This is a genomic window from Nocardioides bruguierae, assembly GCF_023554635.1.
GTDB lineage: Bacteria > Actinomycetota > Actinomycetes > Propionibacteriales > Nocardioidaceae > Nocardioides > Nocardioides bruguierae.
This window is the reverse complement of the sequence record NZ_JAMJPH010000025.1, coordinates 1-24626: the sequence shown is the minus strand read 5'-3', so window position 1 is coordinate 24626 and position 24626 is coordinate 1. Positions and strand designations below refer to the sequence as shown.

The 24626-nt window shown below is 73.3% G+C and carries 22 protein-coding genes and 2 tRNA genes; 2 read left to right on the top strand and 22 right to left on the bottom strand.

Going from position 1 to position 24626, the window contains the following annotated elements:
* Positions 1 to 37: 37 nt before the first annotated feature.
* From rodA to M8316_RS13865, 7 genes are all read right to left on the bottom strand, one after another.
* A complete protein-coding gene (gene rodA, locus M8316_RS13895) occupies positions 38 to 1267 on the bottom strand; it encodes a rod shape-determining protein RodA (RefSeq protein WP_250055477.1) in 1230 nt (409 codons plus the stop codon).
* Positions 1264 to 3474: a penicillin-binding protein 2 gene (gene mrdA / locus M8316_RS13890; protein ID WP_250055476.1), complete on the bottom strand. Its 2211-nt coding sequence runs from the start codon at positions 3472 to 3474 to the stop codon at positions 1264 to 1266. Before mrdA ends, rodA begins: the two co-directional genes overlap by 4 nt.
* Complete coding sequence (mreD, locus tag M8316_RS13885) at positions 3471 to 3989, bottom strand: rod shape-determining protein MreD (RefSeq protein WP_250055475.1); 519 nt, start codon at positions 3987 to 3989, stop codon at positions 3471 to 3473. Before mreD ends, mrdA begins: the two co-directional genes overlap by 4 nt.
* On the bottom strand, positions 3986 to 5095 hold the full coding sequence (gene mreC, locus M8316_RS13880) for a rod shape-determining protein MreC (protein ID WP_250055473.1): 1110 nt from the start codon (positions 5093 to 5095) through the stop codon (positions 3986 to 3988). The genes mreD and mreC overlap by 4 nt, the downstream gene beginning before the upstream one ends.
* The gene (locus M8316_RS13875; RefSeq protein ID WP_250055471.1) at positions 5092 to 6114 is read right to left on the bottom strand and encodes a rod shape-determining protein; all 1023 of its coding nucleotides are present in this window, start codon (positions 6112 to 6114) and stop codon (positions 5092 to 5094) included. The genes mreC and M8316_RS13875 overlap by 4 nt, the downstream gene beginning before the upstream one ends.
* 236 nt (positions 6115 to 6350) lie before the next feature.
* The gene (ndk, locus tag M8316_RS13870) at positions 6351 to 6770 is read right to left on the bottom strand and encodes a nucleoside-diphosphate kinase (protein ID WP_250055469.1); all 420 of its coding nucleotides are present in this window, start codon (positions 6768 to 6770) and stop codon (positions 6351 to 6353) included.
* Between the two features lie 28 nt (positions 6771 to 6798).
* Positions 6799 to 7503: a pyridoxamine 5'-phosphate oxidase family protein gene (locus tag M8316_RS13865; protein ID WP_250055468.1), complete on the bottom strand. Its 705-nt coding sequence runs from the start codon at positions 7501 to 7503 to the stop codon at positions 6799 to 6801.
* 88 nt (positions 7504 to 7591) lie between these two features.
* Here M8316_RS13865 and pdxR point away from each other — a divergent pair, with 88 nt between their 5' ends.
* A complete protein-coding gene (pdxR, locus tag M8316_RS13860; protein ID WP_250055466.1) occupies positions 7592 to 8926 on the top strand; it encodes a MocR-like pyridoxine biosynthesis transcription factor PdxR in 1335 nt (444 codons plus the stop codon).
* Between the two features lie 75 nt (positions 8927 to 9001).
* Here the strand turns inward: pdxR and M8316_RS13855 are convergent, their stop codons facing one another.
* Genes M8316_RS13855 through M8316_RS13845 form a run of 3 tightly spaced genes read right to left on the bottom strand, consistent with a single transcriptional unit; the run spans position 9002 to position 11833 of the window.
* Positions 9002 to 9382, bottom strand: a complete 381-nt coding sequence (locus M8316_RS13855; protein WP_250055464.1) for a DUF4233 domain-containing protein — start codon at positions 9380 to 9382, stop codon at positions 9002 to 9004.
* Complete coding sequence (locus tag M8316_RS13850) at positions 9382 to 10887, bottom strand: bifunctional folylpolyglutamate synthase/dihydrofolate synthase (protein WP_250055462.1); 1506 nt, start codon at positions 10885 to 10887, stop codon at positions 9382 to 9384. Before M8316_RS13850 ends, M8316_RS13855 begins: the two co-directional genes overlap by 1 nt.
* A 31-nt stretch (positions 10888 to 10918) precedes the next feature.
* Positions 10919 to 11833 (bottom strand): GNAT family N-acetyltransferase, encoded by a 915-nt coding sequence (locus tag M8316_RS13845; protein WP_250055460.1) that lies wholly within the window; start codon positions 11831 to 11833, stop codon positions 10919 to 10921.
* 337 nt (positions 11834 to 12170) lie between these two features.
* Between M8316_RS13845 and valS the strand changes: the two genes are divergently transcribed.
* Positions 12171 to 14783 carry a valine--tRNA ligase gene (gene valS / locus M8316_RS13840; RefSeq protein ID WP_250055458.1) on the top strand — a complete coding sequence of 871 codons (2613 nt, stop codon included), beginning with the start codon at positions 12171 to 12173 and terminating at the stop codon, positions 14781 to 14783.
* Between the two features lie 111 nt (positions 14784 to 14894).
* Here the strand turns inward: valS and clpX are convergent, their stop codons facing one another.
* From clpX to M8316_RS13780, 12 genes are all read right to left on the bottom strand, one after another.
* Positions 14895 to 16175: an ATP-dependent Clp protease ATP-binding subunit ClpX gene (gene clpX / locus M8316_RS13835; protein ID WP_308196024.1), complete on the bottom strand. Its 1281-nt coding sequence runs from the start codon at positions 16173 to 16175 to the stop codon at positions 14895 to 14897.
* A 242-nt stretch (positions 16176 to 16417) separates the two neighbouring features.
* A complete protein-coding gene (locus tag M8316_RS13830; protein ID WP_250055454.1) occupies positions 16418 to 17023 on the bottom strand; it encodes an ATP-dependent Clp protease proteolytic subunit in 606 nt (201 codons plus the stop codon).
* A gap of 10 nt (positions 17024 to 17033) precedes the next feature.
* Positions 17034 to 17636 (bottom strand): ATP-dependent Clp protease proteolytic subunit, encoded by a 603-nt coding sequence (locus M8316_RS13825; protein ID WP_250055722.1) that lies wholly within the window; start codon positions 17634 to 17636, stop codon positions 17034 to 17036.
* A gap of 119 nt (positions 17637 to 17755) precedes the next feature.
* Complete coding sequence (locus M8316_RS13820) at positions 17756 to 18289, bottom strand: SRPBCC family protein (protein WP_250055452.1); 534 nt, start codon at positions 18287 to 18289, stop codon at positions 17756 to 17758.
* A 136-nt stretch (positions 18290 to 18425) separates the two neighbouring features.
* Positions 18426 to 19838 (bottom strand): trigger factor, encoded by a 1413-nt coding sequence (tig, locus tag M8316_RS13815; protein WP_250055450.1) that lies wholly within the window; start codon positions 19836 to 19838, stop codon positions 18426 to 18428.
* 159 nt (positions 19839 to 19997) lie between these two features.
* A tRNA-Pro gene (locus tag M8316_RS13810) sits at positions 19998 to 20070 on the bottom strand.
* 60 nt (positions 20071 to 20130) lie between these two features.
* A tRNA-Gly gene (locus M8316_RS13805) sits at positions 20131 to 20201 on the bottom strand.
* Between the two features lie 87 nt (positions 20202 to 20288).
* Positions 20289 to 21428: a PP2C family protein-serine/threonine phosphatase gene (locus M8316_RS13800; RefSeq protein WP_250055449.1), complete on the bottom strand. Its 1140-nt coding sequence runs from the start codon at positions 21426 to 21428 to the stop codon at positions 20289 to 20291.
* A 26-nt stretch (positions 21429 to 21454) separates the two neighbouring features.
* Positions 21455 to 22333 carry an Fpg/Nei family DNA glycosylase gene (locus M8316_RS13795; RefSeq protein WP_250055447.1) on the bottom strand — a complete coding sequence of 293 codons (879 nt, stop codon included), beginning with the start codon at positions 22331 to 22333 and terminating at the stop codon, positions 21455 to 21457.
* Positions 22334 to 22343: 10 nt separating this feature from the next.
* The gene (locus M8316_RS13790; RefSeq protein ID WP_250055445.1) at positions 22344 to 22853 is read right to left on the bottom strand and encodes a ribose-5-phosphate isomerase; all 510 of its coding nucleotides are present in this window, start codon (positions 22851 to 22853) and stop codon (positions 22344 to 22346) included.
* Between the two features lie 66 nt (positions 22854 to 22919).
* Positions 22920 to 23825, bottom strand: coding sequence for an alpha/beta hydrolase (locus M8316_RS13785; RefSeq protein ID WP_250055444.1), 906 nt, complete (start codon positions 23823 to 23825; stop codon positions 22920 to 22922).
* 32 nt (positions 23826 to 23857) lie between these two features.
* A complete protein-coding gene (locus M8316_RS13780) occupies positions 23858 to 24427 on the bottom strand; it encodes an LURP-one-related family protein (RefSeq protein WP_250055442.1) in 570 nt (189 codons plus the stop codon).
* Positions 24428 to 24626 lie beyond the last annotated feature (199 nt).

Sequence of the window (24626 nt, the reverse complement as noted above, 5' to 3'; positions counted from 1 at the left end):
TCCCTGGGGAGCAGGGCCGGGCGGGCCTCAGCCGGCCTCAGCGGGCGGCGAGCCGGTACCGGGAGGGCCGCGGCGCGGTGGCCCGCAGGCGGATGGCGACGAGCAGGCCGACGGCCATGAGGCCGGCGAACAGCGAGGAGCCGCCGTAGGAGACGAACGGCAGGGGCACGCCGGTGACCGGCATGATGCCGAGGCACATGCCGACGTTCTGGAACGCCTGGAAGCCGAACCAGCAGGCGATGCCCGCCGCGGCCACCCGGCCGAACACGTCGTCGGAGAGCCGGGCGATCGTCAGCGCCCGCCAGACCACGACGCCCAGCAGGACGACGACGAGGCCGGCGCCCACCAGGCCCAGCTCCTCGCCGGCCACGGTGAACACGAAGTCGGTGTGCTGCTCGGGCACGAAGCCCGACTGCGTCTGGGAGCCGGAGAACAGCCCCTGCCCCACCAGACCGCCGTTGCCCACGGCGATCCGGGCCTGCTCCACGTTGTACCCGGCACCCAGCGGGTCGAGGTCGGGGTTCGTGAACGCCAGGAACCGGTCCACCTGGTAGGCCTTCAGCACCCCGCCGGCCACGGCCGCGACCGCCACGGCCACGCCGGAGCCGACCAGCAGCACCAGCCAGCGCCGCGGGGCACCGGAGATGCCGAGCACGCCCAGCACGGTCGCGGAGAGGACCAGCATCGTGCCCAGGTCGGGCTGGGCGAGGATGAGCACGGCCGGCAGCCCGGCCACGGCGAGCATGAGCACCACCTCGACGACCCCGACACGGGGCCGCCAGCGCCCCTCGAGGCGGCGCGCGAGCACCAGGGCCATGCCCACGACCACGGCGAGCTTGGCCAGCTCCGAGGGCTGGAAGGACTGCCCGCCGAGCACCAGCCACGAGCGGGAGCCGTTGATCGTGGAGCCCATCACCAGCACCAGGACGAGGCCCAGCACCGCCCCCGCGTAGGCGACGGGCGTGAGCAGCCTGATCCAGCGGTGCGGCACGACGGCCACGGTGACGCCCAGGGCCAGCCCGATGACGACGTTGACGACCTGCTTGTCGAGGAACGCGGTCGGGTCGCCCCCGGTCAGCGCGTCCCGCGAGGACGTGGCCGACCAGATGAGCAGCGTGCCGATCGTGACCAGGCCGAGCACGGCGCCCACGAGCACCCAGTCGACGCCGCGCCAGCGCAGGACCCCCGCGCCGTCGGGGGTCGGGCGGGTGCCGGCGCCGCTGCGGGGCGCCGGGCGGGCCGTCGTCCGGCCGAGGACGGTGCTCACGAGGAGGCCTTCCCCGAGGAGGCCACCCGCGGCGGGAGGATGGAGCCGTCGTCGGTGAAGACCGGCAGGCCCTCGGACTGCACGACCCCGGGGATGGCGGCGGCGTCGGTGTCCACGTCCTCGCCGTCGACGCCGTAGAGCGCCTCCCAGATCTTGCGCACGGCGGGCCCCGAGGTGCCCGAGCCGGTGCCGCCCTGGCTGACCATCATCACCACCACGTAGTCGTCGGAGTAGGAGGCCACCCAGGAGGTCGACTGCTTGCCGTAGACCTCGGCCGAGCCGGTCTTGGAGCGGATGTTCACGTCGTCGAGCGGGAAGCCGGTCATCCGCCACGACATGGTGCCCTGGCGGGTCACCCCGGAGAGCGCGGTGTCGAGGTAGCCGAGCACCTTCTGCGGCAGGTCCACGGTGCCGACGACCTTCGGGCGGATGCGCCGGATGACGGTGCCGTCCGAGCCGACGATCGCCTTGCCGATCCGCGGCGCGAACAGGGTGCCGCCGTTGGCCAGGGCGGCGTAGGCGCGGGCCAGCTGGAGCGGGGTGACCAGGGTGTCGCCCTGACCGATGGCGAAGTTGGCCGCGTCACCGGCGCGGTAGGCGTAGCCGTCGACGCAGAACTCGGAGGCGAACTGGTAGAGGAAGTCGCTGGTGGACCTCGTCTGGGGCTTGCGCGCGATGCCGCAGTAGTAGGAGCGCATCGACTTCCAGTAGGCCCGCTTCCAGCGGCGGTCGGCGATCCGGCCGGAGGCCTCGCCGGGCAGGTCGACGCCGGTGGCCTCGCCGAAGCCGAACGCCTTGGCCTCGGAGACGAGCGGGTCCTGGGCGGTCACGTCGCCCTCGTCGGAGCCGTACTTCTCCCAGAAGTGGTAGCCGACCCGGTAGAAGAACGTGTTGCAGGAGACCTCGAGCGCCCGCGCGAAGCCGATGAAGCCGTAGGCGCCGGACTCGTAGTTCTTGAAGTCGCGGTTGCCGACCCGGAAGGAGCTGGAGCAGTTCAGCTGGGTGTCGGTGGAGTAGCCGTGCGTCAGGGCCCCGGCCGACATGAACGGCTTCCACGTCGACCCCGGGGCGAACTGTCCCTGCGTGGCGCGCGCCAGCAGCGGGGTGCCGGCGGCCTCGGAGTAGAGGCGACGCAGCTGCTTCTCGGTGATGCCGCCGGCCCACACCTCGGGGTCGTAGGTGGGCTGGGAGGCCATGGCCACGACCCGGCCCGTGTCGGCCTCCAGGACGACGACGGACCCCGAGTCGGCCACGTAGTTCTTCTTCGTCACGGTGTCGAAGGTCCGGCGGGCCTCCGCGATCGTCGAGGCGAGCTGCTTCTCGACCACCGACTGCACCTTGGCGTCGATGCTCGTGACCAGCGTGTCACCGGGGCGGGCCTCCTCCTCGCCGCTCTCCCCCAGCACGCGGCCCTGGGAGTCGACGGTCACCGAGGAGGTGCCGGGCAGGCCGCGCAGCCACTCGTCGTACTCCTTCTCCAGCCCGGCGCGACCGAGCACGGAGGAGGCGTCCACGGAGGTGTCGTTGTCCTCGGTGGCGGTGTCCAGCTCGTCGGAGGTGACGGCGGAGGTGTAGCCGAGCACGTGGGCCAGGTTGACCCCGAACGGGCTCGGGTAGGAGCGGACGCTCTGCTGCTCGACCACGACGGAGGGGTAGTCCTCCGGCTGCTCGCTGATCTCCAGGGCCACGGCCCGCTTCACGTCCGTGGCCACCGGCACGGCCTGGTAGGGCGAGCCGTTCCAGCACAGCCCGGCGACGGCGCCGCTGGTGCCGCAGTCCACCAGCATCTTCTCGATCCGGCTCGCGCGCTGGGACGTCGCGTCCGCGACCCGCTCGAGCACGGTGGCCCGGTCGGCGGAGCCGAGCTTGCCCAGCAGGGTGCGGTCGACCGAGATGACCCACGCCAGCCGGTTGGCCACCAGCGTGCGGCCCTGGTCGTCGACGATGAGGCCACGGCTCGGCTGCGTCACCACGTCGCGCACCGACTGCGAGGCGGCCTGCGCGTGGTAGGCCTCCCCGTGCACGACCTGCAGGTAGTACAGGCGCACCAGCAGCGTCGCGAAGAGCGCGAGCACCAGGGCCTGGATGACGATGATCCGCAGCCGCGAGGTGCGCTGGGCCCGGGGCTCGTCACCGGGCACGGCGCCGGGCGGACCCCCCGGGCGCGGGTGCCGGGGGCCGGGGACGCGGCCGAGCTGCTCGCTCACGCGGTGCCCCGCTCCGGCGTCTCCAGCCGGCGCAGCAGCGCCAGCAGGGGCGGCAGGACCAGCGGCGTCAGCGCCACGTCCCAGGCCACCGAGACCAGCACGCCCAGCATCAGGTCGCCGGTGCCCACGCCCGCGGGGTCGGAGAGCACGAGACCGGTGAGCGCGACCACGGAGGCCCCGACGAAGGCGCAGCCGGCGACGGTGGCGAGCGTGGAGAGGGCGGTGGGGCGGACGTCGGGGCGCAGCCGTCCGGCCAGGTAGCCGACGAGCACGAGGGCCAGGGCCCAGCGGCCGGCCACGTGGTCGGCGGGCGGGGCGAGGTCGACCAGCAGCCCGGCGGCGAAGCCGACCACCATGGCCGGGTTGGGGCCGCGGGCGAGCGCGACGGCGACGACCACCAGCAGCACCAGGTCGGGCACGACGCCGTGCCAGGAGACGTGGGGCGCCACGGTCACCTGCAGCAGCAGCGCCACGAGCACGGCCAGGCCGGTGGCGACGGCCCGCAGCGCGCTCACCGGTCGCTCCCCTGCGCGAGCGAGCCGGTGATCAGGCCGCGGGCGGAGTCGGTGCCCGTGGGCACGACGACCCCGACGACGTCCAGCGTGGTCATGTCGACGGAGGGGGCGACCTCGACGCGGATCGAGGAGTCCCGCACCGAGGAGTACACGTGGGTCACGCGGCCGATGCGGATGCCCGCCAGGTAGGGCGCGCCGTCCTGGGAGCCCCAGGTCAGCACCTCCTCGCCGCGGTCCGGCACCTCGGTGGAGTCGACCAGCTCGAGGTCGAGGGCGGCGCCGTCGCCGACCTCGCCGGTGCCGGAGAGGAAGCCGAGCGTGCCCGAGGAGCCCACGCGGGCGCCCACGGTGGACTCGGCGTCGGTGACCAGCAGGACGGTGGCGGTCGAGGCGTCCGCGCGCAGCACCCGCCCCACGAGGCCGTCGGTAGCGATGACGGTGGCGTCCTCGACGACCCCGTCGTCGGTGCCGGCGTCGATGGTCACGGTGCTGGTGAAGGTCTGGGCCGCGCCCCACCCGACGACCCGGGCGGGGACGACGGCGCGGTCGAGGTCGCCCGCGGAGGCGGCCAGCGCGTCGTAGGCGGCCAGCCGCTGCTGGTCGATCCCGGCGCCGGCCAGCTGGTCGCGCAGCTCGGCGTTGGCGGCCTCGAGGTCGGCCACCCGGTCCTCCAGCTCGCTGCGGGTGGTGAGGGCCTCCCCCAGGCTCGTCACGGGGCGGACGACGGCCGCGGTGGCCGTCTCCAGCGGGCCGACGACGTCCGCGACCACCGCACGGGCGGCGCCCACGGGGCCGTCGTCGGCGGCGAGGTCGAGCGTGACCACGGTGGCCGAGGCCAGCACCAGGGCCACGAGCAGCGAGCGCGAGGCCGGCCGCGCGGGCACCGGCCCGGCGGACCAACGACGCTCGCGGCGCTCGACGCGCGAGAGCAGGCGACCCGCGCCGAGCCGACCGCGCTCGCCGCGCGGCTCGGGGGCCGAGAGGTCGCGGAACGGGCTGCGGACGGCGGGCCGCGCCGCCTCGTCCCGGGCGAGCGCCTCGCCGTCGAGCGGGTCGTGGGGTGCGCCCTCCCGGGGGCGGCCGACGAGGTCCGTCACGCCGCTCACCGCCGCCCGTCGCCGACGAGGACCTGCTGGAGCGCCTCGAACTGCTCCACGCAGCGCCCCGCGCCCAGGGCGACGGAGGTCAGGGGGTCCTCGGCGACGTGCACCGGCATCCCGGTCTCGTGCCGCAGCCGCTCGTCCAGGCCGCGCAGCAGAGCGCCGCCGCCGGTGAGGACGATGCCGCGGTCCATGATGTCGCCGGCCAGCTCGGGCGGGGTCTGGTCGAGGGTCGTGCGCACCGCGTCGACGATGGCGCTGATCGGCTCCTCCATCGCCTGGCGAATCTCGGCGGTGGACACCGAGACGGTGCGGGGCAGCCCGGAGACCATGTCGCGGCCGCGGACGTCGGCCTCGGGCTCGTCCGGCAGCGGGAACGCCGAGCCGAGGGTCGTCTTGACCTCCTCGGCGGTGCGCTCGCCCAGGAGCAGCGAGTACTCCTTCTTCATCCAGGAGACGATCGCGGCGTCCAGCTCGTCGCCGGCGGTGCGGATGGACAGGCTGGTGACGATGCCGCCGAGGCTGATCACCGCGACCTCGGTGGTGCCCCCGCCGACGTCCACGACCATGTTGCCGGTGGCCTGGTGCACGGGCAGCCCGGCGCCGATCGCGGCGGCCATGGGCTCCTCGACGATGAAGACGCGGCGGGCGCCGGCCATGTAGCCGGCCTCCTTGACCGCGCGCTGCTCGACGGCGGTGATGCCGCTGGGCACGCACACCACGAGGCGCGGCTTGGCGAAGGCGCGGCGGTGCACCTGCTGGATGAACCAGCGCAGCATCTGCTCGGTGGCCTCGAAGTCGGCGATCACGCCGTCCTTGAGCGGTCGGATGGCGGTGATGCCCTCGGGCGTGCGGCCGATCATCCGCTTGGCCTCGTGGCCCACCGCGAGGATCTCGTTGGTGGTGCTGTTCAGGGCGACGACGCTCGGCTCGTCCAGCAGCACGCCCTTGCCCCGCACGTAGACGAGCGTGTTGGCGGTACCGAGGTCGACGGCCATGTCGCGGCCGAGGAAGCTGTTCGCCATCGCTGCTGCGTCCCTGGGGTGTGCGGGCACCACGGGTGGAGCCCCCGCCGGGTGGCCGGGGCTGGTGGTGCGTGTGGGGAAGGAGTGCCTCCTGGGGAGGTCTCCTCAGGCTAGGGACGCAGCCTGTGATTCTCGGGAGACACGCCACAACGACACCGGCGGTGCGGGAGCAACCGTTCGCGCACCACGAACCGTTGCCCACGCACCGCCGGTGGGTGGTGGTGTGGATCAGGCCATCAGGACTGGGGGAACCAGATGCCGATCTCGCGCTCGGCCGACTCGGGGGCGTCGGAGCCGTGGACGAGGTTCTGCTGCACCTTCAGGCCCCAGTCGCGGCCGAGGTCGCCGCGGATGGTGCCCGGGGCGGCGGCGGTCGGGTCCGTGGCCCCGGCCAGGCTGCGGAAGCCCTCGATGCAGCGCTCGCCCTCGATCACGATGGCGGCGACGGGGCCGGAGAGCATGAACTCCACGAGCGGCTCGTAGAACGGCTTGCCCACGTGCTCCTCGTAGTGCTGCTCGAGCAGCTCGCGAGTGGCGGTGCGCAGCTCGAGGCGGGCCAGGGTGTATCCCTTGGCCTCGATCCGGCGGATGACCTCACCGGTGAGGCCACGGGCGACGCCGTCGGGCTTGACGAGGACGAGGGAACGCTGGGTCATGCCCCGACCCTAGCGAGTGATGACCGCCTCATCGCAGTGAGGCCGCTCTCGCCGCCACGTCCGGGGGCACGGGGACGCCGGCGGAGAGCTCGTCGGTCACCGGCTCGCCCGCCACCAGCCGCAGCGGGACGTGCCCGCCCCAGACCCCCGCGGCCACGTCCTCCTCGTCGTCGACCGGGCCGCCCCCGCGCACCTTCAGCGACGCCTCGGCCAGCGGCAGGGCCAGCACCGCGGTCGCGGCCAGCTCCTTGCGGCTCATCGGCCGCAGGGTCGCCGCGCGACCGGGCACCAGCTGGTCGACCACCAGGTCGAGGGCGCGCACCCGCTCGTCGGGGTCCTCCACCAGCCGCAGCCGGCCGATCACCACCGCCGAGCGGTAGTTCATCGAGTGGTGGAAGCCGGAGCGGGCGGTGACCATCCCGTCCAGGTGGGTGACGGTGAGGCAGACCGTGCTCCCCACCGCCGAGGACAGCCAGCCCGCGGCCACCGAGCCGTGCACGTAGAGCGTGCCCCCCTCGTCCGGCCCCTGCCCTTCCGGGGAGCCCGGGTCCACGGCGATCGCCACCGGCAGGACGACGGGGTGCGACTCCTCCCCCGCACCCACCGTCACCCCGAGGTGCCCGACGAGGGCCTCGCGCAGGCAGGCGTGCAGGGCCTCCCGGTCGTCCACGGCACGGTGGCGGCCACGGGTCAGCGTGGTGCGGGGCGTGGGCTGCAGCGGAGTCGTGCTCATGGCACCATGCTGAGCGAGTAGTGGCCTGCCGACGAGTGGCACTTGCGAGCGATCTCGCCAGGCCACTTCGCCCACCCACGGAGGCCCGATGCCCACCCTCGCCGTCACGCTCGACCGCGACCTCGGCACGCCCCTGGGCGCGCAGCTGGCCGCCGCCGTCCGGGAGCGCGTCGGTGACGGACGGCTCGCCCCCGGCACCCGGCTGCCCTCGAGCCGGGCGCTGGCCCGCGACCTCGGGGTGGCCCGCTCGGTCGTGGAGCAGGCCTGGGCCCAGCTCGTGGCCGAGGGCTGGCTCGAGGGCCGCCACGGCGCAGGCACGTTCGTCGCCATCGTCCGCCTCTCCCCGGACGCCGGCGCACGGCCCGCGCCCGCGCCCGCACCCGACCCGGCGCTGCTGCGGCTCTCCGCGGGGCACCCGTGGGTCGACCCGGCGCACCACGCGGCCTGGCGGCGGGCCTGGCGCGAGGTCGGCACGGCCGCCCCGCCGGCCGGCTACCCCGACCCCCGGGGCGACGCGGACCTGCGCGCCGCCCTGGCCGAGCGGCTCCGGCGCACCCGCGGGCTGGCGGTGACCGGCGACGACGTCCGCCTGACCTCGGGCACGACCGAGGGCCTGCGGCACCTGCTCGCGGGGCTGCCGCCCGGCCCGGTCGGGGTGGAGGACCCGGGCTACCGCGCGGCCGTGGCGGTGGTGCGCGCCACCGGCCGCACGGTGGTCGACGTGCCCGCCCTCCGCCCACCGGCGCGCGCGGAGGAGCTGGCCGGGCTGGTCGCGCACTACGTCACCCCGGCCCACCAGCACCCGCTCGGCCCGGTCATGCCGGCGCCGGCACGCGCCGCGCTGCTCGCCGCCGCGCGCGAGGCCGGCACCCTGGTGGTCGAGGACGACTACGACTCCGAGTTCCGCTACGACGTCGCGCCCGTGCCGGCCCTGGCCAGCCTCGACCCGGGCCGGGTCGCGCTGCTGGGCACGGTCTCGAAGTCGGTCAGCCCCGCGCTCCGGCTCGGCTGGCTGGTGGCACCGACGGCGGTGCTGGAGCGGGTGGACGCGTACCGCGAGGTCACCCACGACACCCCGTCGTGGCCGGCGCAGCGGGCGCTGCTGAGCCTGCTGCGCGACGGCTACGTCGACCACGCCGTGCGCAGCGCCCGCCGGGTCTACGCACGCCGGGCCGCGCGCGTGACGCAGGTGCTGGGGCCCTGGCTGGGCGGCCCGGTCGCGGGCATGTACGCCTCGCTCCCCCTGCCGGCCGCCCGGGCCGAGGCGGCGCACCGAGCAGCCCGCGCGGCGGGCTACGACGTGCCGCTGCTGTCGGACGCGGCTCGCTCCAGCGGGGCCACCGGCCTCGTCCTCGGCTTCGGGGGCTGCACCGACGCGCAGCTGGAGGAGGCGCTGGCCGCGATCAGGGGTGCGCTGGCGTGACCGGGACGGTCTCGACGTGGGCTCCTCGCCCGTCGTCGTCGCCGTCCGCGTCGCCGCTCGGCCGCCGACCCAGCGTCAGGACTCGGTCGCGCCGCCCGCGGCCTGCTCGGCCTCGTAGGCGGCGAACGCCTCGGCCCGCTCGCGATCGATCTTGTTCGAGAGCCAGATGGCGGTGGCCCACAGCGCCGCGAAGACGCCGCCGAGGAAGAACATCGGGGTGATGAGCAGGCCCATCGCCACGGCGAGCACCTGCACCAGCCAGCCCACGGTGTAGGCCCACTGGTAGCGCAGGAAGCCGGTGAGCAGGATGCTGACCAGCGCCAGCCCCAGGCCCAGGCCGAGCGAGGCGCCGGTGGGCACGTCGGTGAGGGTGATGAGCACCGGAGTGGTGAGGCCCAGGGCGATGCCCTCGAGGGCCAGGATGGCGGAGCAGAGCCCGCGTCGGGGGGAGCGCATCAGTCCTCGTCCTCCCCGGACAGGGTGTCGCGCAGCAGCGCCTGGAGCGAGAGCTCGGAGAGGTCGCCGCCGCCCTCGTCCTCGGGCACCTCGACCTCCTCCTCGCCGCGGGTCAGGCGCACGCCGGAGCCCGTGCGGCGCGGCCGCTCCTTCGGGGCCAGCAGCGTGCGCGCCTCGCCGGCGGTGACGACCGAGCCGGTCACGAGCACGGCGCCGGAGCCGATGGAGGCACCGCCGGTGTCAGCGGCCTCGGCCAGCGTCGCCGCCGCCTCGATCGCGTCGGCCAGCACCGGGGCCACGGTCACCCGCTCCTCGCCGAAGACGCCGACCGCGACCTCGGCCAGCTCGGCGGCCGGCAGGCAGCGGTCGGTGGAGTTCTGGGTGACCACCACGTGGTCGAGCTGCGGCTCCAGGGCCACGAGCAGCGGCTCCACGTCCTTGTCGGCCATGACGCCGAGCACGCCCACCAGCGGGCGGAAGGTGAAGGAGTCCTCCAGTGCCGCGGCCGTGGCCTCGGCGCCGGCGGGGTTGTGGGCCGCGTCCAGCAGCACGGTGGGGCTGCGGCGCACGATCTCCAGGCGTCCCGGCGAGGTGACGTCGGCGAACGCCGCCGAGACCACGTCGGGCGAGAGCGCCTCGGACCCGCCGAGGAAGGCCTCGACGGCGGCGAGCGCGACGGCGGCGTTCTGCGCCTGGTGCGCGCCGTAGAGCGGGAGGAACAGGTCGTCGTAGCGGGCGCGCAGCCCCTGGAGCGAGAGGCTCTGGCCCCCCAGCGCCGGGGTGCGGGAGACGACACCGAAGTCGACGCCCTCGGCCACGACCTTCGCCCCGACGGCCGCGGCCTGCTTGGCCAGCACGGTGGCGACCTCGGGGCTCTGGGCGGCGGTGACGAGGGTGGCGCCCTCCTTGATGATCCCGGCCTTCTCGTGCGCGATCGCCTCGGGCGTCCCGCCGAGGTACTTGGCGTGGTCGACCGCGATGGGGCCGACGACGGCGACGTCGCCGTCGATGACGTTGGTGGCGTCCCAGGCCCCGCCCATGCCGACCTCCACGACCGCCACGTCGACGGGGGCGTCGGCGAACGCGGCGTAGGCCATGCCCACCACGGACTCGAAGAACGACAGCGGGTGCGGCTGGTCCTCGTCCACCAGGCCCAGGTACGGGGCGACGTCGTTGAAGGCCCGGACGAACGCCTCGTCGTCCAGCGGCTCGCCGTCGACGCTGATGCGCTCGTTGATCCGCTCCAGGTGCGGGCTGGTGAAGCGGCCCGTGCGCAGCTCGACGGCCCGCAGCAGCGCGTCGATCATCCGGGAGGTCGACGTCTTGCCGTTCGTGCCGGTCAGGTGCACGGCCCGGTAGGCGCGCTGCGGCTCCCCCAGCAGCTCCATCAGGGCGGAGATGCGGTCGAGGGAGGGCTCCAGCCGGGTCTCGGGCCAGCGCGAGAGGAGGGCGTCCTCGGCCTCGGCGACGGTCTCGGCCGGGCGGGGAGCAGACGAGTCGTTCATGGTCCGGCCAGTCTAGGAGCGTCGGCCACGCTCACCCCATTCGCGCGCCCGACCGCAGCACGACCTCGGTCATGTCGGCCAGCGGCCGGTAGCCCAGCCGCTGGTAGAGCGCGTTGGAGACCGGGTTGCCGGCGTCGGTGAAGAGGCAGACCCGGACGCCCTGGGCCTCGCGCAGCGCGGTGACGTGCGCGGTGAGCGCGCCGGCGTAGCCGCGGCCCCGGTGCTCGGCGGGCGTCATCACGGGGCCGACGCGGCTGACCCCGAAGGCCGGCGGCGTGGCACCCACGGCGCAGACGGGGGTCCCCGCGACCTCCCAGACCCACAGGGCGTCGGCCTCCAGCCGGCGCCGGACCCAGTGCTCGTCGAGGTGGTCACCGGCGTCACGGTGGGTGCGGCCGGCCTGGGCGGCCGCCTCGGTCTCGAAGCGGCCCAGCAGCGGCACCAGCCACGGCAGGTCGGCCTCGTCCGCGGCCCGGGCGGCGCCGGCGGGCGCGGTCGGGCGGACGAGGCGGTCCAGCTCGTAGAGCCGGGTCGGCACGGCCACCTCGGGCACCGTGTCGTCCTCGCGCAGCCGGGCCAGCTCGGCGAGCAGCACCTCGCAGGCCGGCACCGCCCCGTTGGCGGCGGAGGCGTCGTCGCCCCGGGCGTGCAGCGCCGCGGCGAGCGAGCGGGCCGCCTCGTCCACCATCGGGAGCAGGTACAGCGGGTGCGGCTCGAAGGACGCCGTGCGCATCGCGACCGAGACCACGTCACCGTCGGCGTCGCGCACCAGCGCCCACCACGGCCCCCACGGGCCCGGCTCGCAGGGCAGCGTCGGCGCCAGCCAGTCGGCTGTGGCCGACGAGACGACCGTGCCGAGCACCGGGTGCGCCTCGAGGTAGGCGGAGGCTGCCTCGGTGAAGGCGGCGGCGTCGGTGACGACCTCGGCGGAGAAGGAGCTGCTCATGCGCCGCAACCTAGGTCGGGCGGGCCGCGACGGGCCACCGGATTCCGGCCGGCGTGGCGAACGGCGTGGCGGACGGCGCTCCGCCCTGGTCGGAGCAACGGGATCGCCCAGGGTGTCCAGCCACTCGGCACCGCCGACGCGAGCCGGGCGGGGCGCCGTCCACGCTGGCGTCCACTTTACCGGTTTCTCACCCCCGTGGGCGAGGCGTGCGCCACGTCCGTCGGGCAGGCCGCCGGGTGCTCCCGCGCCCCTCCCGCACCCGTCCCGCACCGGCCCGTGGCCCGCGAAGGGGGAACGGGTTGGAGCCCGCGGTGGGGGCGAAACTAGGATTCGGTCCATGACCGACACCACGCAGGCCGCACCCGAGACGACGAGCCCCACCCCGCGGGCCGTCGCCGTACCGGAGAAGCCTGCCCTCGAGGGCCTCGAGGCGACGTGGTCGCAGGCCTGGAAGGAGGCGGACACCTACGCCTTCGACCGGACGCAGCCGCGCGAGAACGTCTACTCCATCGACACCCCGCCGCCCACCGTCTCCGGCTCCCTGCACGTCGGCCACGTCTTCTCCTACACCCACACCGACCTCATCGCCCGCTACCGGCGGATGACCGGCAAGTCCGTCTTCTACCCCATGGGCTGGGACGACAACGGCCTGCCGACCGAGCGTCGCGTGCAGAACTACTTCGGCGTCCGCTGCGACCCGTCGATGCCGTACGACCCGGACTTCACCCCGCCGGAGAAGCCCGACGCCAAGAAGCAGGTCCCGATCTCGCGACCCAACTTCATCGAGCTCTGCTCGCAGCTGGTCGAGCAGGACGAGCAGGTCTTCGAGTCGCTGTGGCGCACCCTGGGCCTCTCGGTGGACTGGAAGCAGCACTACACGACCATCGGTACCGGCGCCCAGGAGGTCTCCCAGCGGGCGTTCCTGCGCAACTTCGCCCGCGGCGAGGCCTACCTGCAGGAAGCGCCGACCCTGTGGGACGTCACCTTCCAGACCGCCGTCGCCCAGGCCGAGCTCGAGGCCCGCGACTACGCCGGCGCCTACCACCGGGTCGCGTTCACGCTGCCCGACGGCGGCCCGGCCTACATCGAGACCACCCGCCCGGAGCTGATCCCCTCGGTCGTGGCGCTCATCGCGCACCCCGACGACGAGCGGTACCAGCACCTGTTCGGCTCCACCGTCGCCTCGCCGGTCTTCGGCGTGCAGATCCCGGTCGTCGCCCACGCCGCGGCCGAGATGGACAAGGGCTCCGGCCTGGTCATGTGCTGCACGTTCGGTGACCTGACCGACGTCACCTGGTGGCGCGAGCTGAACCTGCCGGTGCGCACCGTCATCGGCCGCGACGGCCGCCTGACCCGGGAGACCCCCGAGTGGCTCGCCGCCGCCGAGGAGTCCTACCAGCGCCTGGCCGGCAAGACCGTCTTCTCCGCCCGCGAGGAGATGGTCACCATGCTGCGCGAGACCGGCACCCTGGACGGCGACCCCAGGCCGACCCAGCGGATGGCGAACTTCTACGAGAAGGGCGACAAGCCGCTCGAGATCGTCTCCACCCGCCAGTGGTACGTCCGCAACGGCGGTCGCGACGCGGACCTGCGCTCCGACCTGGTCAAGGACGGCGAGCAGATCACCTGGGTGCCCGCCCACATGAAGCACCGGTACGACAACTGGGTCTCGGGCCTCAACGGCGACTGGCTGATCAGCCGTCAGCGCTTCTTCGGCATCCCCTTCCCCGTCTGGTACGCCCTGGACGCCGAGGGCGAGCCGGACTACGAGCACCCGCTGCTGCCGCGCGAGGCCGAGCTCCCGGTGGACCCGTCCACCGACGCCCCCTCCGGCTACGAGGAGTCCCAGCGCGGCCAGGCCGGCGGCTTCATCGGCGACCCGGACGTCATGGACACCTGGGCCACCTCCTCGCTGACCCCGCAGATCGCGGGCGGCTGGAGCGTCGACGACGACCTGTTCGAGCGCGTGTTCCCGATGGACCTGTGCACCCAGGGTCACGACATCATCCGCACCTGGCTGTTCAGCCGCGTCGTGCGCGCCCACTTCGAGCAGGGTCAGGTCCCGTGGACCCACGCCATGCTCTCGGGCTGGATACTCGACCCGGACCGCAAGAAGATGTCGAAGTCCAAGGGCAACGTCGTCGTCCCGACCGAGATCCTGGAGAAGTTCGGCGCGGACGCGGTGCGCTGGCGCGCCGCCATGGCCCGCCCGGGCCTGGACTCCCCCTTCGACGAGGCCCAGATGAAGGTCGGCCGCCGGCTGGCCATGAAGGTCCTCAACGCCTCCAAGTTCGTCCTCGGCTGGGTGGGCGCCACCGAGCTGCGGCCCTACGAGGTCTCCGAGCCGGTCGACTGCGCGCTGCTCGGGCGGCTGGCCGAGGTCATCCGCCGGGCGACCAGCGCGTTCGAGGCCTACGACTACACCACCGCGCTCGAGGTCAGCGAGAAGTTCTTCTGGGACTTCTGCGACGACTACCTCGAGCTGGTCAAGGAGCGGGCCTACGACAAGGAGAGCACCGGCGGCGCCTCGGCCCGGGCCACCCTGGCGCTCGCGCTGCACGCCCAGCTGCGGCTGCTCGCGCCGTTCCTGCCGTACGTGACCGAGGAGGTCTGGTCGTGGTGGCAGGACGGCTCGGTGCACACCAGCACCTGGCCGACCGAGCTCGACCTGGGCTCCGCGGCCGCGGCCGACAGCAGCGTCCTGGACGCCGTCGAGACCGTCCTCGGCGGCATCCGCGGCGCCAAGTCGCAGGCCAAGGTCAAGATGCGCGCCCCGCTGTCGCGCGTCGAGGTGACCGGGCCGGCCGCGACGGTCGCGGCCGCCGAGAAGGCCGCGGACGACCTGCGCCGCACGGGCACGATCACCGGTGACCTGGTCTTCACCGCCGCCGGCGACGACGCCGAGGTCTCCGTCAGCGCCGAGCTGGCCGAGGTCCCCCAGGAGGGCTGACCCTCCGGGGGCCTCGGCCCCACGACGCTGGCCCCGCTGCAGCACGAAGGCCCGGCACCCCCTGGTGGGGTGCCGGGCCTTCGTCGTGGTGCGTGGAGGCGGTGAGCCGCCTCAGGCGCTCTTGCGGTTCTTCTCCTCGTCCTGGAGGACGAGGGTGGGCACCTCGGCGCCGCTGACGCTCTCGGCGGTGACGACGACCCGGGCGACGTCGCCACGGGAGGGGACCTCGTACATCGCGTGGAGCAGCAGCTCCTCGATGATGGCGCGCAGTCCACGGGCACCGGTACCGCGCTCCAGCGCCTTGTCGGCGATGGCCAGCACGGCGTCCTCGGTGAACTCCAGCTCGACGCCGTCGAGGTCGAAGAGCTTCTGGTACTGCTTCACCAGCGCGTTGCGCGGAGCGGTCAGGATCTGCACCAGGGCGTCCTGGTCGAGCTTCTCGACGCTGGCGATCAGCGGCAGACGACCGATGAACTCGGGGATGAGGCCGAACTTGGTCAGGTCCTCGGGGCGCACCGCGGCCAGCAGGTCCTGCTCGGACTTCTCCTGCTCGGCGGCGACCTCGGCGGTGAAGCCGAGGGTCTTCTTGCCGACGCGCTGCTCGATGATGTGCTCGAGCCCCGCGAACGCCCCGCCCACGATGAACAGGATGTTCGTCGTGTCGATCTGGATGAACTCCTGGTGCGGGTGCTTGCGGCCGCCCTGCGGGGGCACCGAGGCGGTCGTGCCCTCGATGATCTTCAGCAGCGCCTGCTGCACGCCCTCGCCGGAGACGTCACGCGTGATCGACGGGTTCTCGGCCTTGCGGGCCACCTTGTCGATCTCGTCGATGTAGATGATGCCGGTCTCGGCCTTCTTCACGTCGTAGTCCGCGGCCTGGATCAGCTTGAGGAGGATGTTCTCGACGTCCTCGCCGACGTACCCGGCCTCGGTCAGCGCGGTGGCGTCGGCGATGGCGAACGGGACGTTCAGCATGCGCGCCAGCGTCTGGGCGAGGTAGGTCTTGCCGCAGCCCGTGGGGCCGATGACCAGGATGTTGGACTTCGCGACCTCGACAGCCTCCTCCTTGGAGTGCTTGCCGGAGGCGGGCGAGACGCCGGCCTGGACGCGCTTGTAGTGGTTGTAGACGGCCACGGCGAGCGACTTCTTCGCCTGCTCCTGGCCGATCACGTAGGAGTTGAGGAAGTCGAAGATCTCGCGCGGCTTCGGCAGCTCGTCGAGGCCCACCTCGGTGCCCTCGGAGAGCTCCTCCTCGATGATCTCGTTGCAGAGGTCGATGCACTCGTCGCAGATGTACACGCCGGGACCTGCGATGAGCTTCTTGACCTGCTTCTGCGACTTGCCGCAGAAGGAGCACTTCAGCAGGTCACCGCCGTCACCGATTCGTGCCACCGGGCTCGTCCTCCTCATCCCGGCCGGCCGGCCGGGCTCGTGACCCGGCGTGCGCCGGGGTGCTGCTGGTCTGTCGTGCGTGTCTCGGTCCAGGGACCGTGGGTGCCACCCGTGTCGCCGCACCCGGGGGACCCGGCCTCACCACGGTAACCTGCCTCACCCTCCGCGAGGACGGCGACGCGGTGCTCATTGTGGATCGGCCGGGCCCGGCCCGTCCTGACCCGTACGGGTCAGGTGGTCGCTCAGGCGAGCGCCGGGGTCTTCAGCGTCTCCAGGACGGAGTCGATCAGCCCGTACTCCACGGCCTGCGGAGCGGTGAGGATCTTGTCGCGCTCGATGTCCTTCGAGACCTCCTCCAGCGGCTTGCCGGAGTGGTCGCTGATCATCTTCTCGAGCAGGTCACGCATGCGGATGATCTCGTTGGCCTGGATCTCGATGTCCGAGGTCTGGCCGAACGTGCCCTCGGTGTAGGGCTGGTGGATCAGGATGCGGCTGTTCGGCAGCGCCATCCGCTTGCCCTTGGTGCCGGCGGCCAGCAGGATCGCGGCCGCGGAGGCGGCCTGACCCAGGCAGACGGTGCGCACGTCGGGGCGGATGAACTTGATCGTGTCGTAGATCGCCGTCAGCGCGGTGAACGAGCCACCGGGGCTGTTGATGTAGATGCTGATCTCCTGGTCGGGGTTCATCGACTGCAGGCAGAGCAGCTGGGCGATGACAGCGTTCGCGACCTCGTCGGAGATCGGCGTGCCCAGGTAGATGATCCGCTCCTCGAAGAGCTTGGTGTACGGATCGATGCGGCGGACGCCGTAGGAGGTGCGCTCCTCCCACTGCGGGATGTAGTAGCTCATGCGAGCCTCCTCAGCTGTTGTGGGCCGGACGGCCCTGGTCGGCGGCCTCGCGGCTGCTGCGGATCACCTTGTCGACGAGGCCGTACTCGAGGGCCTGGTCGGCGGTGAACCAGCGGTCGCGGTCGGCATCGGCGATGACCTGCTCGATCGGCTGGCCGGTGTGCTCGGAGATGAGGTCGAGCAGCACCTTCTTGATGTGCAGCGACTGCTGGGCCTGGATCTTGATGTCCGAGGCCGAGCCGCCCATGCCGGAGGAGGGCTGGTGCATCATGATCCGCGCGTGCGGCAGGGCGTAGCGCTTGCCCTTGGTGCCCGCGCAGAGCAGGAACTGGCCCATGGAAGCGGCCAGGCCCATGCCGACCGTCGCCACGTCGTTGGGGATGTAGTTCATCGTGTCGTAGATCGCCATGCCGGCGTCGACCGAGCCACCCGGGCTGTTGATGTGCAGGAAGATGTCCGCCTCGGGGTCCTCCGCGGACAGCAGCAGGAGCTGGGCGCAGATCGCGTTCGCGTTCTGGTCGCGGACCTCGGAGCCGAGGAACACGATCCGCTCTCGCAGCAGGCGCTGGTAGATGTGGTCGTCGAGGACGTTGAGGCCGCCGCCGCCACCCATCGAGGGGTCGTGCGCCGACGTCGTGGAGTTGGGGTTCACGTGAGCGACAGTAGCCGCAACCGGGGACACATCCACGGGTGCGCGCCGCCTGTTCGCCGACAGCAGATTTCACCCGGCTCTCAGGAACGGCCCGGCCCGTCGACGGCCGCGCGGAGGCCCGCCAGGGTGCGCGCCATGCCGCTCTCGAGCTCGTCCGCGTGCCCCTCGTTGCCGCCCAGGAACAGCGGCGCGAAGGCCCGGCTGAGCCAGGTGGTGCCCTCCGGCACCGGACGCCGGTGCACCACCCGCGTCCCCTCCCCCGCCGGGGCCAGCTCCCACACCCACAGGGCGCCGCTGGAGGTGGTCAGCCAGGACAGCTCGCGGCACGGGCGACAGGCCCGCACGACGCTGCGGGTGGGCCACAGGACGGGGCCGCGACGGTTGACGCACAGGTACTGCTGGCCGGCGCGCAGACCACCGGGCCGCAGTCGCAGCATGGTCACCAGCTCGGGGCTCCAGGACGGCATCCTGCGCAGGTCGGTGAGGGCTCGCCACACCGCGTCCGGCGGGGCTGCCAGCACGGCCTCGACCCGCAGCTCGCGCTCGGCTCCCCCGCGGCCGGCAGGGGTCGGCACCGGGTGGATCCGGCCCGTGACGTCGTCGTCGTGAGGCATGCGGCCACGATAAGCCCGGCCCGCCCCACCGCGCCCGTGCCGAGGTCCGGACGCACCACAGCCCGCCCCGGCGCTGCCGGGACGGGCTGTGGCGAGGTGCCGCCGAGGTCCGTGCAGGACCCGGCGGCAGGAGGGCTCAGGCCTCCTCGGAGGTCTCCTCGGCCGCGGCCTCGGGGGCCTCGACCTCGGCGGCCTCGTCAGCGGGCTCGTCGGCCGGCTCGGCGATGGTGCCGTCGGCCTGGAGGTTCTTCAGGTCCACGGCGTTGCCCGACTCGTCGGTGACGACGGCGGACTCGACCATGATCGCCAGGGCCTTGCCGCGCAGGATCTCCTGCACCAGCTCCGGGATGTGGTTGTGCTCGAACATGTGGTTCGCGAACTCCTGCGGGTCCTGGCCGGACTGCTGGGCGCGCTGCACCAGGTGCTGGGAGAGCTCGGCCTGGTCGATGCCGATCTCCTCCTTCTTCGCGATCTCGTCGAGCAGGAACTGCGCGGCGACGGCGTCGCGGACCCGGCGCTCGAGGTCGGCCTCGAAGTCCTCGGAGGTCATCTCCTCGTCCTCGAGGTACTTCTCCATGGTCATGCCGGCCATGGCGAGCTGCTGGGTGATGTTCTGGCGACGGGCGGCGAGCTCGTCGGAGAGGATGCCGTCGGGCAGCGGCACGGAGACCTTGTCGAGCAGGGCCTCGAGCACGGCGTCGCGGGCGGCCGCGGCCTGCTCCAGGCGCTTGCCGTTGGCGAGCCGGCTGCGGATGTCGGCGTCGAACTCCTCGGCGGTGTCGAACTCCGAGGCCAGCTGGGCGAACTCGTCGTCGAACTCGGGGAGCTCCTGCTCCTGGACGCCGGTGACCTTGACGCTCACCTCGACCGGACGACCCTCCATGCCACCACCGACGAGCTCGGAGGAGAAGGTCTTCTCCTCGTCGACGCCCATGCCGACCAGGGCCTCGTCGAGGCCGTCGATCATGCCGCCGCGGCCGACCTGGTAGGAGGTGCCGGAGATCTCGGCGCCCTCGACGGTCTCACCGTTCTCCTTGGCGACCAGGTCGATGGTGACGAAGTCGCCGTCGGCGGCAGCGCGCTCGACGTCGCGCAGGGTGCCGAAGCGGGCCTGCAGGCCCTTCTTCTGCTCCTCCACGTCCTCGTCGGTGACGACGGCGTCGTCGACCTTGGCCTCGAGGCCCTCGTAGGCGGGCAGCTCGATCTCGGGCTTCACGTCGACCTCGGCGGTGAACTCGAGGAGGTCGTTGTCCTCGAGCTTGGTCACCTCGATCTCCGGCTGGGCCAGCGGCTCCAGGGAGTTCTCGCGGAGGGCCTCGGTGTAGACCTTCGGCAGCGCGTCGTTGATCGCCTGGTCGAGGACGGCACCGCGGCCGACCTGACGGTCGATGACCATCGGCGGGACCTTGCCCCGACGGAAGCCAGGGATGTTGATCTGCTGGGCGATCGCCTTGTAGGCCGCGTCGAGGCTCGGCTTGAGCTCCTCGAAGGGCACCTCGACGGTCAGCTTGGCCCGGGTCGGGCTCAAGGTCTCGACGGCGCTCTTCACAAAGGTCTCCTCGTTGTTCGGGGTGGCTCGGCGCGCCACTGCGCGCACCGACCGTCGATCGTAGCCCCGGCACGGGCGCCAGCGCGAAACGGCCCCGAGCCCTGCTCGGGACACGGGACGGGGCTCCGGACGGCGGCGCCGAGGGCCGGGTACGGCGGGTCGGGGCGACAGGACTCGAACCTGCGGTCTCCTGCTCCCAAAGCAGGCGCGCTAGCCACTACGCTACGCCCCGTCGACACCGCCTCTGACCTGCCCGTTCTCGAGAGGCAGGGCAGGCGAGCGGCGGTCTCGGAGCGGATGACGGGAATCGAACCCGCGTAGCCAGTTTGGAAGACTGGGGCTCTACCATTGAGCTACATCCGCGTGCCTCGCCGAGGCGAGTGCGCGCTCATGGTGCCACACGACGCAGGTGGCCCTCCTCACCGGGCCCGAGGTGGCACCGGGGCGGGCTCAGCGCCGGTGCACCCACACGACCGCGCGGTCGTCACCGGGCGCGCCGACCTCGTCGACGACGCGTTGCGCCGCCCCGTCCACGCCCCGGCGCAGGAGGCTCTCGGCGGCGCCCGCCAGCCGGTCCACGCCGAGCTCGATGTCGCGTCGCGGCTCCTCGACCATGCCGTCGGTGTAGAGCACCAGGGAGTCGCCGCGCTCGAGCGTGCCGTGGGTCCCGCCGAAGGAGACCCCGTCGACCAGGCCGAGGATCGGCCCCTCCCCCGGCAGTGCGCGCCAGCGGCCGGTGCCGGCGGAGCGCAGCAGGGGCGAGGGGTGCCCGGCGGTGCGCAGCTCGTAGGTGCCGTCCGCGAGGTCCAGGCGCAGGTGGACGGCGGTGGCGAACCCCTCCGCCCAGTCCTGCCGCAGCAGGTAGGCGTTGGCGGCCGACAGGAACTCCTCCGAGGGCACCGAGCCGAGCAGCCCGCCGAACGCCCCCGAGAGCTGCAGCGCCCGGGTGCCGGCCTCGTCCCCCTTGCCGGAGACGTCGACCAGCGCCAGCTCGAGGCGGTCGGGGCCCTCGACCCGCGCGGCCACGAGGAAGTCGCCGGCGAACCGGGTGCCCGAGGCGGAGACCAGCGCCGACTGCACCGACCAGCCGTCGCAGAGGTCGGGGATGCTGCCCTGGTTCAGGAGCCGGTCGCGCAGGTCGACGAACATCGCGTCGCCCGAGAGGTGCGGCACGCCCAGGCGGACGCGGTTCAGCGCCGTGGCCAGCACGATCCCGCACATCACCAGCTGGATGGCGACCGCGCCGAGGATGCGGGTGGTGACGTCGGGCTGCACGAGCAGCGACGCCATCACCATCAGGACCATCCAGCCGACGAACGGCGCCAGGTGACGAGGTGCCAGCACGAGGCTGCCCACCAGCAGCGGCACCATGAGCGTGGTCATGGGCACGGTCGCCGCGTCCCACGCGATGCCGACCACCAGCAGCGCGCTGAGCACGACCAGCCCGGCGACGGGGCCGTAGCGACGCACCACACCGCGTCGGGCGCCGAGGGCCACCCGGTCCCGCGCGAGGCCGACCCACCGGCGCTGGCGGGCCAGGACGCCGCGCGGGTGCGAGGCCGGCTGGACGCTCTCGGAGGCGATCGTCATCTCGATCCCTCCTGAGGGGCGGGTGCTCACCGCTGGGCCCGGGAACGGAACCGCGGCTGGCACCGAGGGCACCAGAACAGGTTCCTCGCCACGAGCACTTCTGTCCTCACCTGCGTACCGCAGACTAGACAGGGTTGACCGTCGCGACGGTAGACGTAGGAGAGCCCGCTGCGCCGCCGGCGTCCGCCCTCGTACTGCTTGGCGGCGGCCCGGGCGGCCGCCTCGTGCTCGGGGCGCACGGTCTCGATGCGGTTCACCGCGACGCCGAGGTGCATCAGCTCGACGAGGTCGGCCCACATCTCCTGCCAGCGGCCGACGCGCATGCTGCGGCCCTCGCGGAACGGGTCGACGCGGTGCCGGAACAGCAGCTCGGCGCGGTAGACGTTGCCGATCCCGGCCACCACGTCCTGCTCCATCAGCAGCGCGGCGATGCTCTTGCGGCTGCGGCCGATGCGCGCCCAGGCGCGGTGCGGGTCCGCGTCGGCCCCCTCGCGCAGCGGGTCGGGACCCAGCCGCGCCACCAGGGCGTCGCGCTCCTCGGGGGTCAGCAGCTCGCACGCGGTGGCGCCGCGCAGGTCGGCCCAGGTGACCCGGCCGTCGGAGCGGTCGGTGGTGACCAGCCGCAGCCGCACCTGGCCCACGGGGTCGGGCAGCTCGTCGGCGCCGGCGATGCGCAGCTTGCCGTAGAGGCCCAGGTGGACGTGGAGCACCAGCTCGGTGCCGGCGAACCGGACGAACAGGTGCTTGCCCCACGCGTCCGCGGCGATCAGCTCGCGGCCGTCGAGCTGCGCCGCCCCGTCCTCGAACCTCCCCTGCCCCTGGGGGCTGGAGGCGGCGACGACGGAGCCGCCGAAGGCGTCGGTCAGGTCGATCGCGAGCCGGTGGAGGGTGTGCCCCTCAGGCACGTCCCGCCCCTCAGGCGTCCGGGCCGAGGCCCTGGGCGGACTCCGGCAGCGGCGGCAGGGCACCGTCGACGTCGTAGGTGCTCAGCTGCGCGATGCGGCGCGCGTGGCGCTCGTCGCCGCTGAACGGCTCGGCGAGGAACAGCTCCACGAAGCGGGTCATGTCGGCGAGCGAGTGCATGCGGCCGCCGACGGAGACGACCTGCGCGTCGTTGTGCTGGCGCGCGAGCCTCGCCGTGTCCTCGCTCCAGGCCAGGGCGCAGCGGATGCCCTCGACCTTGTTGGCGGCGATCTGCTCGCCGTTGCCCGAGCCGCCGATGACGACACCGAGGCTGTCGAGCCCGGCGTCGCGGTCCTTCTTCACGCCCTCCGCGGCGCGCAGGCAGAAGACCGGGTAGTCGTCGAGGGCGTCGTAGACGAACGGGCCGTGGTCGACCGGCTCGTAGCCGTGGTCGGTCAGCCAGCCCACGAGGTGGTTCTTCAGGTCGAGGCCGGCGTGGTCGGAGCCCAGGTGCACGCGCATGCCGCCGATCCTGCCACCTCCCAGGCTGGCGTCCCGCACCCGGGAGGCCGAGCCGTCACCGGCGCGTCAGGCCGGCGGTGGCGCGGGCCGCAGGTGCTCGGCCAGGAAGCCGGCGACGGCGGCCGTGTGCGGCGCCGCGGCGTCGAAGACGTCCGGGTGGCGCCAGTAGCCGTGCACCTGCCCCTGGTAGCGGGTGCCGGTGACGGTCACACCCGCCTCCGCCAGCAGGGTCACGAGGTGCTCGCCCTCGTCGCGCAGCGGGTCGTGCTCGGCGGTGGTCACCAGCGTCGGGGGCAGGGTGTGGAGCCGCGTGGAGCGCAGCGGCGCGAGGTCCGGGTCGACCAGGTCCGCGGACGAGGCGGCGTACTGGTCCCAGTACCACCGGGCCTCGTCGGGGTGGAACCCGTCCGCGGCCGTGCGGTAGCTCTCGAAGCCTCCCTCGGGGTCGAGGAAGGGGTAGGTGAGCGCGATCGCGGCGAACCGCCCCGGGTGCCGCAGCGCCGCGACCAGCGCCAGGTTGCCGCCGGCAGAGTCGCCGTGCGCGGCCAGCGGACCGGTCAGCCCCTCGTCCTCGGCGTGGGCGGCCAGCCAGGCGAGCACGGTGTCGACGTCGTCGGGCGCGGCCGGGAACCGGTGCTCGGGCGGGCGCCGGTAGTCGATGCTGAGCACCGGGTGGCCCAGGCGGTTGGCGAACCGTCGCGACACGGCGTCGTGCACCTCGACGTCGTTCATCACGAACCCACCGCCGTGCAGGTGCAGCACCAGCCCCGGCCGGGCGTCGACCGGCCGGTAGAGGCGGCACGGCACGCCGCCGGCGTCCACGTCACGGACCTCGGCCACCGCCTCCCGGGGCCGGCGTGACGCGAGCGCGCGCGCCTCGGCGCGGGCGGCGTCGATGTCGAAGTCGTCGTCGTGGACCTTGGTCTCGCTCGCGTACGCCGCGACGGCGGCGCGGGCCTGCGGGTGCAGCACTCGGTCTCCTCTGCTTCGGCGTCGGTGCCGGCTCAGCGCTGCATGAGCGCGTCGAGGCCGACGGCCATGGCGGCGGCGACCCGGAAGTCGAGCCGGTCGTCGGGCACCCGCACCACGTACCGGTCGCGCAGCTTGAGCTCGCGGTCGACGTGCATGAGCGGGCCGCCCTCGGCGTTGGTGAAGTCGAAGTGGATCGACATGAACGGCAGCTCGATGAACCGGCGCACGATGGCGGTGGTCTGGTTGCGCTCCTGCCCGGACCCGCGGACCCCGGCCCCCTCCACGTGGAACGTGGTGCGCAGGAGGCTGGCCCCGAAGTCCTTCTTGAAGTAGCCCAGCGGGGCGCCGGCGCCGTCCGTGACGTCGTAGCCGGCACCGAGGTCGAGCCGCTGGCGGGCCTTGAAGGAGAACACCGGCTGGGTGCGCGCCTCGTCGGCGAAGAACGTGACCTGCTCCCTGAGGGCCATCCGCTTCTGCTGGGCGATGCCCATGCTGCGCCCCTCGGAGCCATCGGGCCGCAGCTCGACGAGCTCGTAGCGGTTCGCCGTCATGGCGAAGCGCTGCTTGACCAGGAACGCCGGCAGGTACATCTGTGCGGTCACGAGCCGGACACTACCGAGTCACCGACCCGCCGGGAGGCGGATAGTCCGTGACGTTGTGCAGGTCGACATCGGCTTGGGTTCATGCGGTGGTCGCAACACCTAGCCCTGGAGGGGTGTATGGGTGTCGGAGGCCGGCCGCGGGTACGGCGGAGCGTCGAGAGAGCTTTCTGGGAGCTGGTTCCTGAGCATCGGTCCTGGC

Excerpts from the sequence above, each read along its gene's own strand:
- M8316_RS13875 (WP_250055471.1), bottom strand. The coding sequence starts at position 6,114 with ATGGCGAACAGCTTCCTCGGCCGCGACATGGCCGTCGACCTCGGTACC.
- ndk (WP_250055469.1), bottom strand. The coding sequence starts at position 6,770 with ATGACCCAGCGTTCCCTCGTCCTCGTCAAGCCCGACGGCGTCGCCCGT.
- M8316_RS13865 (WP_250055468.1), bottom strand. The coding sequence starts at position 7,503 with ATGAGCACGACTCCGCTGCAGCCCACGCCCCGCACCACGCTGACCCGT.
- pdxR (WP_250055466.1), top strand. The coding sequence starts at position 7,592 with ATGCCCACCCTCGCCGTCACGCTCGACCGCGACCTCGGCACGCCCCTG.
- M8316_RS13855 (WP_250055464.1), bottom strand. The coding sequence starts at position 9,382 with ATGCGCTCCCCCCGACGCGGGCTCTGCTCCGCCATCCTGGCCCTCGAG.
- M8316_RS13850 (WP_250055462.1), bottom strand. The coding sequence starts at position 10,887 with ATGAACGACTCGTCTGCTCCCCGCCCGGCCGAGACCGTCGCCGAGGCC.
- M8316_RS13845 (WP_250055460.1), bottom strand. The coding sequence starts at position 11,833 with ATGAGCAGCTCCTTCTCCGCCGAGGTCGTCACCGACGCCGCCGCCTTC.
- valS (WP_250055458.1), top strand. The coding sequence starts at position 12,171 with ATGACCGACACCACGCAGGCCGCACCCGAGACGACGAGCCCCACCCCG.
- M8316_RS13830 (WP_250055454.1), bottom strand. The coding sequence starts at position 17,023 with ATGAGCTACTACATCCCGCAGTGGGAGGAGCGCACCTCCTACGGCGTC.
- M8316_RS13825 (WP_250055722.1), bottom strand. The coding sequence starts at position 17,636 with ATGGGTGGCGGCGGCGGCCTCAACGTCCTCGACGACCACATCTACCAG.
- M8316_RS13820 (WP_250055452.1), bottom strand. The coding sequence starts at position 18,289 with ATGCCTCACGACGACGACGTCACGGGCCGGATCCACCCGGTGCCGACC.
- M8316_RS13800 (WP_250055449.1), bottom strand. The coding sequence starts at position 21,428 with ATGACGATCGCCTCCGAGAGCGTCCAGCCGGCCTCGCACCCGCGCGGC.
- M8316_RS13790 (WP_250055445.1), bottom strand. The coding sequence starts at position 22,853 with ATGCGCGTGCACCTGGGCTCCGACCACGCCGGCCTCGACCTGAAGAAC.